The sequence below is a fragment of the Dactylosporangium sp. CA-152071 genome, from assembly GCF_050936335.1.
GTDB classification, from domain to species: Bacteria; Actinomycetota; Actinomycetes; order Mycobacteriales; family Micromonosporaceae; genus Dactylosporangium; species Dactylosporangium maewongense.
Genome location: NZ_JBNJMZ010000001.1, coordinates 5,517,849 through 5,531,224 on the forward strand (window position 1 = coordinate 5,517,849; position 13,376 = coordinate 5,531,224).

The following is a 13,376-nucleotide window of genomic DNA, read 5'->3' on the forward strand; positions in this document are numbered from 1 at the left end:
AGGCACAGGTGGCCGCGTCCCGGTACAGTGCGGCGCACGGGAGGGGCACAAATGAGTGTGGTGCTGCAAGTCGCGCGTGGCTGGCCGGGTGGGTATCCGTCGATCGCGGCGGCGACGGCCGTAGCGCCGGCAGGTGCGACGGTGCTCGTCTCTCCGGGTGACTACCAGGAGTCGGTGGTGCTGACCCGGGCGGTTCGGATCCAGGCGCGCGACGGTGCCGGTTCTGTGCGGTGGCGGGCGGCGCGGGGAGCTGCGGTTCACGTCCGTGGTGGCTCGTCGGTCCTGAGCGGGTTGTCGATCGCTGGTGACGACCGGGATTTCGCCACGGTACTGGTTGACGCCGGCGAGATCCTCGTCGAGGACAGCCACTTGGAGGGCGTCGCTTCGGCTGTCTTCGTCCGGGGTGGTGTGGCCACCGTGCGTGGGTGCTCGCTGCGTTCGATTGCGGCGGACGGTATTCAGGTCCGCGACGGGAAGGGCGTCATCGAGCGGTGCACGATCGGCCCCGTCGGGGTGAGCGGGATCGTGGCCGACAACGCGGCGGTCGCGGTGTCCGCCTGCACCGTCACTGGTGCGGCCGGCAACGGTCTGTACTGGCATAACGGCGCGTCTGGTGAGTGCGTCGATGTGACCGTCACCGGAAGCAAGATGCCGGCCATCATGGTGGCGAACGGTGCCAGGCCGGTCGTGCGGCGGGCGCGGCTGCGTGAGCTCGCCGCGCAGGCGATCGTGGTCCGCGGCGCCGCCGGCACGTTCGAGGAGTGCACCGTCGAGCAGGTCGATGGGGCCAGCGCGATCGCGGTCGAAGCGGGTGCGACCCCCCGTTTCGAGCACGTCCAGCTGCGGCGCATCAACGGCCTGGGGGTGCAGGTGAGCGGCGACGCGGCACCTGTGATGCAGCACGTGACCATGGAGTCCGTCGCCTCCCAGGCGTTGGGCGTGACCAACGCCAAGGGAAGGTACTCCCACTGGACGGTCCGCGACGTCGCGGACAAGAGTGTGCCGGCGGTCGGCATCCAGGGGCCGACGGCCGAGGTGTGGCTGGACACCCTGGCCTTGCGCGATGTCGGCGTCGGCGTCGTCCTTTCCCAGGGCGCCGCGACCATGTCCGGCGTGAGCATCGAGCGGGCCGAGGGGTCCGGTATCGTCGTACAGGGTGCCCGGCTGGTCGCCAGCGATGTACGGATCAACTCCGGCGGGCAGACGGGCATCGCCCTGAGCAATGCGCGTGCCACGCTGACCGGTGTCAGCGTCACCGACAGCATCGTGGGCATCTACGTCGGCGCTGGCACGAGCGGCGAGCTGATCCGGTGCGCCACCACCGGTAACCGCCGCGACGGCATTCAGTTCGACGCGTGCGGCGAGATGGAGGTGACCGACTGCACCGCCACCGGCAACGCCGAGGACGACGTCTGGCTCAGGGGCGGCGAACCGGTCACGTTCGCACGTCACGTCGGCCCACTGCCCGAGGGGGCGCGCGAGTCAGCGCCCGCCGGCGAGAGCCCGGTCACCGATGAAGGACGACGGGCGACGGGCGGCCAAGCCAGCAGTACAGCGGCGACACAGAACTCGGACCAGGCCGCGCCCGCGGAGCAGGGCCCCCGGCTCGACACGGCACTCGCCGCGCTCGACGCGATGATCGGGCTGGGCCGGGTCAAGGAGGAAGTGCGCAAGCTGGTCGACTTCGCCGACTACCAGCGGCGCCGGGCCGAGCGTGGGCTGACGCCGGTGTCGTTGGAGCGGCACCTGATCTTCACGGGACCGCCGGGCACCGGCAAGACCGAGGTGGCGCGGCGCTATGCGGCGATCGCCTCCGCCCTCGGCCTCATCGCGCGCGACCACGTCGAGGAAGCGGATCGGGCGAAGCTGGTCGGCTCGCACATCGGTGAGACGGAGAAGCGCACGCTCGCCGCGTTCGAGCGGGCTCGGGGTGGGGTCCTCTTCATCGACGAGGCCTACGCGCTCGCGCCCGCATCCGGCAACGAGGACAGCAACGACTTCGGCCGGCTGGCGATCGACACGCTCATCAAGCTGATGGAGGACCGCCGGGACGAGGTCATCGTCATCATGGCCGGCTACCCGAACGAGATGCGCAAGCTCCTGGACGTCAATCCCGGCCTGCGGAGCCGGTTCACCACGACGATCAACTTCCCGCACTACACGGTCGAGGAACTCGTCGAGATCGTCGAGAAGTTCGCGGTGGACGAGGACTACGTCGTGCCCGGCGAGACCCGCGCCGCGTTGACCGCGACGATGATCCAGCTCAGCCGCGCCGCCAACTTCGGCAACGGCCGGGCGGCCCGGATGCTGTTCCAGGCGATGCGGGAGAACCTGGCTCGCCGCTCAGCCCGCAACGACGCCTATGACGTGGCGGCGTTGACGACGTTGCTGCCCGAGGACGTGACGGCGGCGCGGGCAGCCTCGGGCATCGCCGCCGGAGTGGGGGTCGCCGACCAGGAGGAGACGCAGCGACTCCTCGCCGAACTCGACGCCATGGTCGGTCTCGGCGCGGTCAAGCGGGAAGTGGCGACGCTGGTCGCGCAGGTCGAGATGGCCCAGCACCGCGCCGCGCTCGGACTGCCGGCGCAGCCGCTGAGCCGGCACCTGATCTTCGTGGGCCCGCCGGGCACCGGCAAGACCTCGGTCGCCCGCCTGTACGGTCGGCTGCTCGCCGCGCTCGGCGTCCTCGCCGACGGCGGCATGGTGGAGGTCAGCCGGGCCGACCTGGTCGCCGGGTTCGTCGGCCAGACCGCGCTCAAAACGACCTCACGGTTCGAGGAGGCCCGCGGCGGCGTCCTCTTCATCGACGAGGCCTACACGCTCTCCGCACACCACGGTCCCGGTCACGACTTCGGCCGGGAAGCGGTCGACACGCTCGTGAAGCTGATGGAGGACCACCGGGACGAGGTCGTCGTGGTGGTCGCCGGCTACCCGGCCGAGATGGACCGCTTCCTGATCACCAACCCGGGACTGCGCAGCAGGTTCGGCCGGCGGATCGAATTCGCCCAGTACACCGTCGACGAGCTGGTCGCCATCTTCCACCGGATGGCCTCCGAGCAGCACTACCAGTGCCCACCGCAGACCCTGGCAGCTGTACGGGCAGCGCTCGACGCCCGCTCGTCGGACACCAGCGAACCCGACGACTCCTTCGGCAACGCCCGCGCCGCCCGACAGCTCCTGGAGTCGATGACCGGCCGCCAGGCGATGCGCCTGCGCGGCACCGCCAACATGGACAGGGAAGCCCTGACCACCCTGCTCCCAGAGGACTTGGAGGACGCCTGAACGGCGTCACCAGCGGCGGGCGCGATGCTGCGCCTCGGCGTTTTTTCTGGACCGTGCGGCGATGATCGTCGACCTCTACGGCTTCAAGCATCCGTGGCCACCCGGCTGTCCGGCCAGGGCAGGACGACGCCGGGCGTCCGGCCACCGTGACGTGTCGTGACGCCCCTATGGGGTGATTAGGACGATTGTGTCAAGGTTAACCACCATGGTGGGGCGTCTGCTGAACGGCCGGTACGAGCTGCGATCGGTCATCGGCCGCGGCGGTATGGCCGATGTGTGGCTGGCTTTCGACGGGCGGCTGGATCGACCTGTGGCCGTGAAGATGCTCCATGACCAGGGCGGCGCGGATCCGTCGATACCGGAGCGGTTCGAGCGCGAGGCGCACACCGCTGCGCGGCTGTCACACCCGAGCATCGTCGCCGTGTACGACGTCGGGGTGGACGGCGTTACGCCGTACCTCGTGATGGAGCTGGTCCAGGGGCACAGCCTCGCCGACGAGCTGGCCAGGGGTCCGCTGGATCCGCGGCGTGCGGTGCGCATCGCCGAGCAGGTGTGCGACGCCTTGGCGGCCGCGCACGACGCCGGGGTGGTACACCGGGACGTGAAGCCGGCCAACATCCTCATCGGCGACGAGGGCCGGGTGAAGGTCTGCGACTTCGGGATCGCCCGCATCACCGACCGGGCACAGGCAGCGCTGACCGCGCCCGCCACCGTGGTCGGCACCAGCTCGTACATGGCACCGGAGCAGGTCCTCGGCGAGCCCGTCGACGCCCGGACCGACCTGTACGCGCTGGGCTGTGTGCTGTACGCGATGCTCACCGGCCGTCCGCCGTTCACCGAAGGCTCGCCGGTGCAGATCGCCTGGCAGCAGATTCACCAGGCAGCGGTTCCGGTGACGGTACTGCGGCCCGGCCTGCCGCCGCGGCTCGCCGGGCTGGTCGGCGCGCTGCTGGCCAAGCGGGCGAGGGACCGGCCGGCAAGTGCGGCGCAGGTCCGCGCGGCGCTGTCCGGCGCCGCCGGCGGGACCGGAACGGCTGTGCTCGCACGTACCGCCGGACCGGCCGCGCTCGGGGGCGAGGCGCCGATCCGCGGCCGCGCCCCGGTGCGGCCGGCGACGCAGAACCTGCCCGCGCTCGGCGAGCCACCCGAGCCGACTGCCCGGCGACGGGGCCGTTCGACCGGGATCGCGATGACGGCGCTTGGCGCGGCGGCCGTCGCCGTGTTCGCGCTCGGTGTCCTCCCGGACCGATCCGGCCACCCGGCCGCGGCGCCCACCACCCCCGCGGAGACGACCCGCTCCCTGCCGTCCGCGGACATCTCGAGCGCGGCCCCGAGTGACCCGCCGACCGACACCCCGAGCCCAACGCCGACCGACACAGTGAGCGACGCACCGAGCACCCCGACGAACGACCCGGTCGAGGCGTCGCTGGCTGCGGCTCGCGCCGCCGTTCAGGCCCAGACCGGTGGCGGCGGCCTGGACCGCGATACCGCGCGTGAGCTGAACCGCCGGTTCGACAACCTCGCCGGCCAACTCGCGCGCGGCAACAACGACCTCGCCGCAATGGAGCTGGCCGGTCTGCGCGCCCGGCTCAACGAGCTGCACCGGGACGGCACACTCACCGACACCGGGTACGCGGCGGTCCTCACCCCCGCCGACCAGCTCGGGGCGAACCTGCCTTCCCCCGCGTCGGCCGGGCCGCCCAGCCCGTCGGCCTAGGGTCTGGGAGCGGCCGGCTTCAGGGAACGTCGGACGTCGCGTAGACCTTCCCGACGAACTCGGCCAGCCGGCGTTCGTCAAGGTTGCGAGCCAGGTCGGCCTCGCTGATCATGCCGACCAGCCGATGGTTCTCGATGACCGGCAGCCGCTTGACCTGGCGGTCCTCCATCTGATGCAGCACCTCGTCGACGCCGGCGCCGGCATCCACCCAGACCAGCTCACCACTGGTCAGGTCGCGCACGCTGACCTGCCCGGGATCCTGGCCCTCAGCGATGCACCGCACGACGATGTCGCGATCGGTGATGATGCCGTGCAGCCGGTCGTCCGCGCCGCAGATCGGCAGGGAGCCGACCCCGAGCTCGCGCATCTTCCGCGCGGCGGCCGCGGCGGTCTCGCCCTCGTTAACGCACTCGGCTCCCGGGTGCATGATGTCTCTCGCCCGCCGCTCGTACTTCGCGCGAAGCGCCTGCTCATGGTCATCCAGAGCGCGGAGCTTCCGTGCCACGGCCTCATGCGTCGCATGGCCGGCGTGTTCGGCGTAGCTGGCCTTACCGAGCTCATACAGCAGCTTGTCACGCTGCCGCTGGGCTTTCGTCTCGTCTATCCGGGCCCGGCCCGTCGCCAGGCCACGCTTGGCGGACTCCATCATCTTGTCCAAGGACATGATGTCCTCCTCTGGCGTACGTCAACGCAAGAGCCGACAACAGCAGTGCCCAGCCAACGCTACGTCGCCGACCCCACGGCCGGCACCACCCCGTCAGAACGTCGGAGCGATTGTCTGGTTTGACTGGCCGACGTCGATCACGCGATGCGATGACAGGCTGAATGGCGGCGGCGCAACAGGAGCACAGATCGAACCCAAAGTCTGTCCGCCAGGAACAATTCAGCCCGCACTCGGTGGATAGCACCAGCTCAGGGCTTGATCAGGAGAGCCGACGGCGGGACTTGAACCCGCAACCTTCCGATTACAAGTGGAAGCATTCGCGTGCCAGGCTGTGCCACCTGATGACACGGCCTAACGTTCTAGCAGTTCACGGGCCGTTCTTGGGGATAGATCATGTCAGACCATGGCGTCCCCACCTGGACCGCCCGGTCTCCTCTCGGTCTCCAAGTTTGTCCACTGTGGATGACCAATGCGACCTGCCCCCACGATCACAGCGACGATGGACACCTCTGATCCGATCGTTGGACTCACCGAAGGGGAGCAGTCTCTTCGGCGACGCGCTCGTCGCCATGGTGGGCCAGTGGGAGCCCGGCAAGAACAAGGCACTGGACGAGCAGCGGCGAGCGTTGCTCGAACAAGGCCTGGGGTGGGGGGAGCGGGCGGACGTGGAGGGCCGGCAGGGTTAAGGCGGCGAAAGGGCGGCAATAACCGGCCAGCAGGGCGAGCCGCCAATCTGCCGTATCGCTGGATGCCGTATCACGCCTCATCGTCACGGACCGCCATGGGCGGTCCTGCCAGGGAGAACGGTGCTTCTTGCGGGGCCGCTTCGCGGAGGGGCAATGGTGATACCCACGGTATGGAATCTCTGTCTGAACTCGTGAAGCTCGTCCGCTTCGCCGTCCGGCGAACGGACCGCACCCTCCGGTTGTGCCTCATCCTGTTCTGCCTCGCACCCGCCACAGCCGGGCTCATGTACCTGATGGGCGTGACCCTGCCGGAGGTGATGGGCCGATAACCTGGACTCGGACGGACGGTCGTCTGGCACGGGGAACCGTGTCACCCGCTGCGGCGGCATAGCCGGCCGACGCTGCTGCGTGCGGTGAAGGCGCACGACGCGGTGCGGTGACCGCTCGGCGGCAGACAGCGTAGCCGTGCGGGTCACGGAGCGGCCACTGTCGGCCACCCGTGTGCGCCGAGGGTGCCTCTTTGAGTGACTTGCCGGCCGTTGCGACACCACCGCGAACCCCGGGACACTCCGGCGATGCATCCAACACAGCCGTTCCGCCCGGCCCCGCCAACGAAGCCCGGGATGAGCACCGGCCTGATCCTCGGCATCACGCTCGGCACGGTCGCGGTCCTGTCCTGCGTGGTGCTCGTCGTGGTCGGCGTGGTCACCGGCAAGCCGGACACGTCGCCGGCGGCGGCCACGGCTGGCCCTGCGACGCAGGCGCGTACCACGGCGGCCGGAAACCCTGCACCGACGTCGGCGAAAGCGTCGCCGTCGCCCGCGATGGTCACCATGCCGGACCTCGTCAAGAAGAACGCGGCGATCGCGCAGGACGAGCTGGAGCAGCTCGGTTTCACCCGCATCCAGTTCGGGTCTCAGGACGCCGAGGACACGGTCGTGCTGCTCGCTTCGAACTGGACGGTGACGAAGCAGTCGACGCCCGCTGGCACTCAGGTGTCGACGAGCACACTGATCGTGCTCACCTGCACGAAGAAGGCTTAGCGCCCGCCGGAACCGTGGACAGGCAGAAGCCCGGCAGCCCCACGGTTGCCGGGCTTCGCGCTGAACCCACCGCAGAAGCCGCCGGTCGAACAGGATCGACAGGCACGATAGGCCTCTACACCCTCCACCACTCAGCGGAGGGTGATCATGCAGATGCTGGCGGTACCGTCCACGGCCATGACGACACCGCCCGACGCCCCACAACAGTTCGGCCACCCGTCAACGTGGCCGACACCGACAATGGTCGAGTCGCCCGCACCGCGAACAGTGAGCCCCAGCCTGTTCGCCGCGTTCACGGGCGCCGCGCTCGTCCTGATGGCGATCGTCGGCCTCGGCGTGTGGTACGTGATGCGGCCCGACAGCGCGGCGCCCGCGCCGGCGGCCGGAAGTGTCGCCATCGCCGGGGTGGTGGTGCTTGAATTGCCGAACTTCGAGTGGCAGAGCGTCGAAAACCCCGTATGCAAGGGCCGCAAGGACTACGAGGACATCACTGAGGGCGCTCAAGTCACGTACTTCGACGCGTCCGGCAAGACGCTCGCAGTGGGGAAGCTCGGAGCCGGGGAAGCACGGGGGATTACCAGGGGATCGGACGGTGTGATCCGCGCGTCGGCGTGCGCGGTGCCGTTCAGCATCGAGGTGCCCAGCGGTGTCGGCCCGTACGGTGTCGAGGTGTCGAATCGTGGCGTGCGGCGATTCAACGAGGGCAGCCTGACCGGGCTGCAGATCAAGCTGTAGGTGATGATCCTGTACTGCCACGCCTTCGACCCTGGAGCCGCTTGATGCGTCGTACCGTCCTCGCCCTCACTGTCGCCGCTGGCCTTGCTGTCGCGTGTGGTGGCACGCCGAAAGCGGACCCGAACGCGGACCCGCCGGCCGCGGCGACGACACCCGCGAGCGTCGCGCCGACAACTGCCGCCAGTCCCCGGGACCTCTCCAGCGCGGAGGCCGCCAACGGAATCCCGCCGAAGCCTGACGCGGCAACGCAGGCCGCGTACATCGCCGACCTGAAAGCCATCGACCCGGACATCGTCGGGAAGAAGGACGAGGACAGGATCGTCGGGCGGGGCCGCGACCAGTGTTCGTCGATCAAGTCGTTCCCGAACGACCGGGCGAAGCTCGTCGAGCTCACGAACAAGCGGTTCACGTCGCCGAACCATCCAGAAGGGTTCGGGTTGGCGAAGGCGGCGAAGATCCTCGACGTCGTGCACAAGCGACTGTGCCCGACGTACCCGATGGGTTGAACCCCGCCCTCCGAGTGAATCGCGTGGCGGCGTGGATCCGCGCCTGCACGTGAGCCCGGCAGCTTCGGCTGCCGGGATCGTACTGCCGGACCTACCGCTCGCCGTCGCCGTCATCGACAGTGAGCAGATACCCGAGGACGCCGACCGTCCAGGGCACGAAGCAACACCAGGATTCCCACGGCCATTCCCACGGCCAACGCATGCGGCCGGTGCCGTATCCGGCGAAGCCGAGTATGGGCGTGCCGATGAACAGGACGCCGATGACGACCGTGACCCACTTCGTTGACTGCGACGGCATGGCGGTGATGCTGCCAGTCGGCGACGGCGAGAGGGCTCGGCTGGTCGGCGCATTCCTTGATGGGAGACCGGCGGCCCGCGGCACGATGGAGGTGTGGACGAGTACAGGGAGGTCGTCTCGGACGTCATCCGTACTGCCAGCGGCGGGGAAGCCTGGATCGAGATGAACCTGGCCGGGTACCTGACGCAGCGGTGCACTGGGCGCGGCACCGACGAGCCGGTGGCGGCGATGGCACCCGCGCTGCAATGGCTGGCCGAACATGCGGCGGTATGCGGGCAACGGGCCGCCGGTCGATGACCGCAGTGCCGTGACCTGCGATGGCGCGCGGTCAGGGGCATTCCGCTGGACGCGTGGCCTACCCCCTGCGGGTGACGTCGTGGATCTTCAATGCGGCTCAGCCCGTACGTGAAAACCACCCTTAAGCTGCACCTTTCAGTCGCTATGGTCTGCCCTGTGTCCAGGCCGCTACGCTGAGGGCGTCACGGTGATACACGAAGGGCCAGCCAGGAGGCGATCAGCATGGCGACCGCTCACGACGTTGCGGCCTACATCCTGGCCAAACAGGGCTCGATGTCGACGATGAAGCTGCAGAAACTCGTGTACTACTCGCAGGCGTGGCATCTGGTGTGGATCGAAGAGCCACTGTTCGACGAGCGCATCGAGGCATGGGCGAACGGCCCCGTGGTGAAGGAACTGTTCAACGCCCACCGCGGGCGGTTCAACGTTGCGGACTGGCCCCGCGGCGACGCCGCGAACCTCACCAAGGTTCAGGCCGGCACTGTTGACGCGGTGCTGGCCACCTACGGCGACCTGACCGGCCGTAAGCTCAGCTACCTCACCCACTCCGAAGGCCCGTGGCGTAACGCTCGCAGGGGCTATGGGCCGACGGACCTGTGTCAGGTGGAGATCACCGTCGAGGAGATGCGGGACTACTACACCTACGTCGCCGACGACGACAGCGCCACACCCGTTGACGAGTTCGACTGGGGAACGCTCGAGGATGTTCCGCCGGTGACCAGCGCCTGACCCATGTCGCCGAAAAGGTCAAGAACCAAAGCCCGGCAGCAGCCCGACGCACGGCCGAACACCCTCGCCGGCCTTCCAGACCGCGATGGCAACCAGCCCGTCGCGGTCTCGTTCAGGTACGCCGACACCGAGTACAGCGGCGCATGGATGTGGTTCACGGACAAAGAGGCCGGGATACTGCTGCACTTCCTCCGCGACATCGGTCAACGTTCGTGGCGCGACGTGACCCACTGGCGGGAGGGTAATCGGCTCATCCACCACGAGCAGTCCATCGACACCATCTGCCCGGAAGCTCAGCAGCGCATCGCGGAGCTCGGCCACGACCAGCGGGTCGATTCACTGTTCCGATTCGGGATGGGCTACACCGAACGTTTGTGGGGGTTCGTCACCGCAAATGTCTTCTACGTGCTGTGGTGGGACGCCAACCACAAGGTGTGTCCGTTCGACGAGTAGACCCTACAGCGATGGCTTGACGCTTCACGTGCTGCCGGCAAGTCATCCGGCAGTAGAGATGACAACGCCGTTGTCATCTCCTACCGTCGGACCTATGGACAGGACTCCCGAACCCGCTGGCCCACCTCAGTGGACGCCCGGCGCCGGGCTGGAGCGACTGAAGCGGGAAGCGCCGCACCTGATCCCCGAGGTCACGGACGAGGACATCCGCCGCGCCGACGAGATCATCGCCGCCGCGCGCCGTCACGACGAGGGTCAGCAGGCCGCTTAGCTGGCACTGGCGCACATAACGATTTGGTCTCCCAAGACCTGGAATTGTCATACACGCGTCATAGCGTCTTCCTTGTGCTGGTTTTCGATGCCACTGCCCTCGTAGGTCTGTTCAACTCCCACCCGACCGTGTTCATGCTGTGGCAGCGAGCCGACGAGGGAGCAACCGAGATCGTCGTCCCAGCCCTCGCGATCGTTGAGGCTGGCGCGACCCTCAAGACGTCCACGACGGCGTGGGACCGGTTCCTGTGGATGCCGACCATCACGGTGCTGCCGCTGGGAGAGCGAGCTGCAGTGGAGATCGCGGGCTGGTCAGGGACGTTCGCTGCCCGGCACGCCCTGTGGGAAGCGCGGGCCCTCGACTGCCCGCTGGTCACCCAGGACCCCGACCTGTACGGGCCGGGCCTGGCAGACATCCAGGTTGTGTGATCAGCGCCGCCGCCACAAGTAGTAGCCGATCGTGGCGCCGGCGACCGCGACCTGCTGCCCGGACGCAAGGAACTTGTCCCGCGACTCCTGCCCGGTTTGCACGAACACCACCGAACCGTTCACCAGGTCCCAGCCCTCCGACGCGACGGCGTTGAGGATGGCGCTTGGGTCGGCGGTCTTGCCGACGGAGAACGCGGCCATCATCACCGCGACGATCGCCTGCTGTGAGCCGATCTCGAAGCTCGTCTGCAGGACGAGGTCGCCGCGTGCGTACGCGGCCCTCGCCAGGCCCTGCGGGGACGCTTCGAACGCCTGTCGTTCCTGCTCGGCCCGCTTCTCGGCCTTGGCGCGCGCCTTCTCGGCGTCCGCGGCTGCCTGCTGTTCGGGGGTGAGCTTGTTGAAGAGACCCATCCGCGGATCCTCAACCATCGATGGGTGACGCGCCTACGGGATGAGCGGGTCGGCGCGGCAGCGGTCGGCCAAATGATCAGGCTAGTCGGATACCCTCGGGTCACCCGAACAGTCTCACCTGACCCCGGAGGGTGACCGTGACCGCGAAACGGTACGAGTTCAAGTTGCGTCGCAACCAGTACGAGACCCGCCTCGACCGGTTCACCCGGGTCATCGACTTCGACGACCAGGAGCAGGTATCGACCTTTGACGGGCTCCTGGTCCGGCTCATGGTCGATGCGGTCCGGCGTGACGGCGGCAAGGTGCGGGACCTGCACGAATACGACTTGCAGGTGCGCGAGTTCGGGGAAGGCTACGTGGTGATGACGTTCGTTGCGTCGGCGTCCGAGGTGCCGGACGAGCTGCGCTGAGTCAAAGCGTGGGAGCGAGCCGCCGTTCCTCAGCTCGCAGGCGCCCGTTGTTCGCGGCCCTCATCGCCGGGACCGGCGGCCTGGACTCGTTCCTCACGCAGGGCAACGTCGAACGCCGCCCGGTATGGCTCCAGCGCCTCTGCCGGCAGATAGCGTTCCCGCTGCACCACCTCTCGGGCGGCTTCCTCGCCACGAGCGCGCCAGAACGCGACCGGGTCCGCCTCGCGTTCCGCACGTCGCTCGTCGATGGCCCCGTCGATTCGCGCACCGAGCGCGGCACGACGTTCGGCGCGCTGCTCCGGCGTCCACCGGGTGTTGAGCTCGTCCAACTTCGCGCGCATCCTTGCACAGCCGACGGCGGTGATGGTCACGCCGCGTTCGTCGACGTAGTCGCCGGGCTGGTCGCCCTGCTGCCCAGTCATGGTCTGAGAGTACTTCTACCCTGGATGAGAGGCCTATCGTCCGGTGCGCCCCAGCGGGTCTTCCGCCCGCGCTTGTGGGAGCGCCTCGTCGAACGCGGCCCGGAACGCAGTCACACCCTCCACCGGCACGACTCGCTCCGCCACTACCGCACTGCGGGCCGCCTCCGTCCCGAGCCGGCGCCACCGCAGCGACGGGTCCGCAGCCTCCGCGGCGTTTCGGGCGTCGACCTTGATCTGATTCTTGGCCAGCAGGGCTTCGAACTCCGTGTTCCGTTCCGCCCGCCGTGCTGGCGTCCAGTACGCGTCGAGGTCGTTCAGCCGCTGCCGGAACGCCGCCCGGATCTCCGCCCGCTGCTCGTCGGTGGCGGTCTCCCGGGTGAGGCCGCGCAAATGCTCGGGGAGCCACGGGCCGGACGGAGGGCCTGCCGGTTCGTCTGTCACACGGCTGACGTTATGCCGTCGGCCGCTTGATCGACAGGAACACGGACGGGGACGCCCGGATGTGTGGAGTCGTATCGGGTCTTCGGCCGACGGCGTTCGGCGCGCATCCTGAAGCTATCTAAAAACCGTTAAAACGGACATGACTCGTGGGCAAGTCAAGCACCCATTACAACCGTCAGCTGGTGACGATCAAGCGCTCGAACGCGATGCTCACCTGACGCCAGAGCAGCGCGTCCTGAAGGCGCAAGCCATCGAGGCTGCAGGCGAAGTGCTCGCAGGGGCACTGCATGACCTAGCGCGCCGCCGTGCTGCTGCGGCGCTGACGAACGCCACGACGCTGAATGCGGCCACCGATGAGCCTCAACACGCAGCCGCTTGACCCCGACAGTGACGCCGGCCGCGCGGCGGCGCACGCGCTCACCGTCTTCCTCGCCGACGTGAAGACCCGCATCCGCCGCCGCGAACGGGCAGTAGCTGAGGCGGATGCCCTGGCGGGCAGATCCAACGATGGTCGCGTCTAGACCGGGGGGCATTCAGCAGGCGGCGGAACTGAGCGTCGACCAGGTCGCCTCGCATGTGGCAG

At 68.7% G+C, this 13,376-nt stretch carries 19 protein-coding genes; 14 read left to right on the top strand and 5 right to left on the bottom strand.

Annotated features, from left to right (window positions below):
* The first annotated feature begins 141 nt into the window (after nt 1-141).
* Both ACQEVZ_RS24560 and ACQEVZ_RS24565 read left to right on the top strand, forming a co-directional pair.
* Nucleotides 142-3,282, top strand: coding sequence for an AAA family ATPase (locus ACQEVZ_RS24560; RefSeq protein WP_433370383.1), 3,141 nt, complete (start codon nt 142-144; stop codon nt 3,280-3,282).
* Between the two features lie 205 nt (nt 3,283-3,487).
* Entirely contained in the window at nt 3,488-4,999 is a 1,512-nt protein-coding gene (locus ACQEVZ_RS24565; RefSeq protein WP_433370386.1) for a protein kinase domain-containing protein, read from the top strand.
* 19 nt (nt 5,000-5,018) lie between these two features.
* Here ACQEVZ_RS24565 and ACQEVZ_RS24570 read toward each other — a convergent pair whose 3' ends face one another.
* Entirely contained in the window at nt 5,019-5,663 is a 645-nt protein-coding gene (locus ACQEVZ_RS24570) for a CBS domain-containing protein (protein ID WP_433370389.1), read from the bottom strand.
* 521 nt (nt 5,664-6,184) lie between these two features.
* Between ACQEVZ_RS24570 and ACQEVZ_RS24575 the strand changes: the two genes are divergently transcribed.
* From ACQEVZ_RS24575 to ACQEVZ_RS24595, 5 genes are all read left to right on the top strand, one after another.
* On the top strand, nt 6,185-6,349 hold the full coding sequence (locus ACQEVZ_RS24575; protein ID WP_433370392.1) for a hypothetical protein: 165 nt from the start codon (nt 6,185-6,187) through the stop codon (nt 6,347-6,349).
* Between the two features lie 170 nt (nt 6,350-6,519).
* Nucleotides 6,520-6,678 (top strand): hypothetical protein, encoded by a 159-nt coding sequence (locus ACQEVZ_RS24580; RefSeq protein WP_433370395.1) that lies wholly within the window; start codon nt 6,520-6,522, stop codon nt 6,676-6,678.
* A 294-nt stretch (nt 6,679-6,972) separates the two neighbouring features.
* On the top strand, nt 6,973-7,392 hold the full coding sequence (locus ACQEVZ_RS24585) for a PASTA domain-containing protein (protein WP_433370398.1): 420 nt from the start codon (nt 6,973-6,975) through the stop codon (nt 7,390-7,392).
* 147 nt (nt 7,393-7,539) lie between these two features.
* Entirely contained in the window at nt 7,540-8,127 is a 588-nt protein-coding gene (locus ACQEVZ_RS24590; RefSeq protein ID WP_433370401.1) for a hypothetical protein, read from the top strand.
* 44 nt (nt 8,128-8,171) lie between these two features.
* Entirely contained in the window at nt 8,172-8,633 is a 462-nt protein-coding gene (locus ACQEVZ_RS24595; RefSeq protein WP_433370404.1) for a hypothetical protein, read from the top strand.
* Nucleotides 8,634-8,724: 91 nt separating this feature from the next.
* On the opposite strand, the gene ACQEVZ_RS24600 is transcribed toward ACQEVZ_RS24595, so the two are convergent.
* Nucleotides 8,725-8,931 carry a hypothetical protein gene (locus ACQEVZ_RS24600; RefSeq protein WP_433370407.1) on the bottom strand — a complete coding sequence of 69 codons (207 nt, stop codon included), beginning with the start codon at nt 8,929-8,931 and terminating at the stop codon, nt 8,725-8,727.
* Nucleotides 8,932-9,024: 93 nt separating this feature from the next.
* Here ACQEVZ_RS24600 and ACQEVZ_RS24605 point away from each other — a divergent pair, with 93 nt between their 5' ends.
* The 5 genes from ACQEVZ_RS24605 to ACQEVZ_RS24625 all read left to right on the top strand — a co-directional run bounded on the left by ACQEVZ_RS24605 (nt 9,025) and on the right by ACQEVZ_RS24625 (nt 11,109).
* A complete protein-coding gene (locus ACQEVZ_RS24605) occupies nt 9,025-9,228 on the top strand; it encodes a hypothetical protein (RefSeq protein ID WP_433370410.1) in 204 nt (67 codons plus the stop codon).
* A gap of 222 nt (nt 9,229-9,450) precedes the next feature.
* Nucleotides 9,451-9,957 carry a Panacea domain-containing protein gene (locus tag ACQEVZ_RS24610; RefSeq protein ID WP_433370413.1) on the top strand — a complete coding sequence of 169 codons (507 nt, stop codon included), beginning with the start codon at nt 9,451-9,453 and terminating at the stop codon, nt 9,955-9,957.
* Between the two features lie 3 nt (nt 9,958-9,960).
* Nucleotides 9,961-10,410, top strand: a complete 450-nt coding sequence (locus ACQEVZ_RS24615) for a hypothetical protein (RefSeq protein WP_433370415.1) — start codon at nt 9,961-9,963, stop codon at nt 10,408-10,410.
* Nucleotides 10,411-10,504: 94 nt separating this feature from the next.
* On the top strand, nt 10,505-10,681 hold the full coding sequence (locus ACQEVZ_RS24620; RefSeq protein WP_433370418.1) for a hypothetical protein: 177 nt from the start codon (nt 10,505-10,507) through the stop codon (nt 10,679-10,681).
* Between the two features lie 74 nt (nt 10,682-10,755).
* Entirely contained in the window at nt 10,756-11,109 is a 354-nt protein-coding gene (locus ACQEVZ_RS24625; protein ID WP_433370421.1) for a hypothetical protein, read from the top strand.
* Here the strand turns inward: ACQEVZ_RS24625 and ACQEVZ_RS24630 are convergent, their stop codons facing one another.
* Nucleotides 11,110-11,520 (bottom strand): hypothetical protein, encoded by a 411-nt coding sequence (locus ACQEVZ_RS24630; RefSeq protein ID WP_433370424.1) that lies wholly within the window; start codon nt 11,518-11,520, stop codon nt 11,110-11,112.
* Between the two features lie 137 nt (nt 11,521-11,657).
* Between ACQEVZ_RS24630 and ACQEVZ_RS24635 the strand changes: the two genes are divergently transcribed.
* The gene (locus ACQEVZ_RS24635; RefSeq protein WP_433370427.1) at nt 11,658-11,930 is read left to right on the top strand and encodes a hypothetical protein; all 273 of its coding nucleotides are present in this window, start codon (nt 11,658-11,660) and stop codon (nt 11,928-11,930) included.
* A 29-nt stretch (nt 11,931-11,959) separates the two neighbouring features.
* Here the strand turns inward: ACQEVZ_RS24635 and ACQEVZ_RS24640 are convergent, their stop codons facing one another.
* Nucleotides 11,960-12,352, bottom strand: a complete 393-nt coding sequence (locus ACQEVZ_RS24640) for a hypothetical protein (RefSeq protein ID WP_433370430.1) — start codon at nt 12,350-12,352, stop codon at nt 11,960-11,962.
* Between the two features lie 33 nt (nt 12,353-12,385).
* A complete protein-coding gene (locus ACQEVZ_RS24645) occupies nt 12,386-12,793 on the bottom strand; it encodes a hypothetical protein (protein ID WP_433370433.1) in 408 nt (135 codons plus the stop codon).
* Nucleotides 12,794-13,146: 353 nt separating this feature from the next.
* Here ACQEVZ_RS24645 and ACQEVZ_RS24650 point away from each other — a divergent pair, with 353 nt between their 5' ends.
* Nucleotides 13,147-13,314 (top strand): hypothetical protein, encoded by a 168-nt coding sequence (locus tag ACQEVZ_RS24650; protein ID WP_433370436.1) that lies wholly within the window; start codon nt 13,147-13,149, stop codon nt 13,312-13,314.
* The last annotated feature ends 62 nt before the right edge of the window (nt 13,315-13,376 follow it).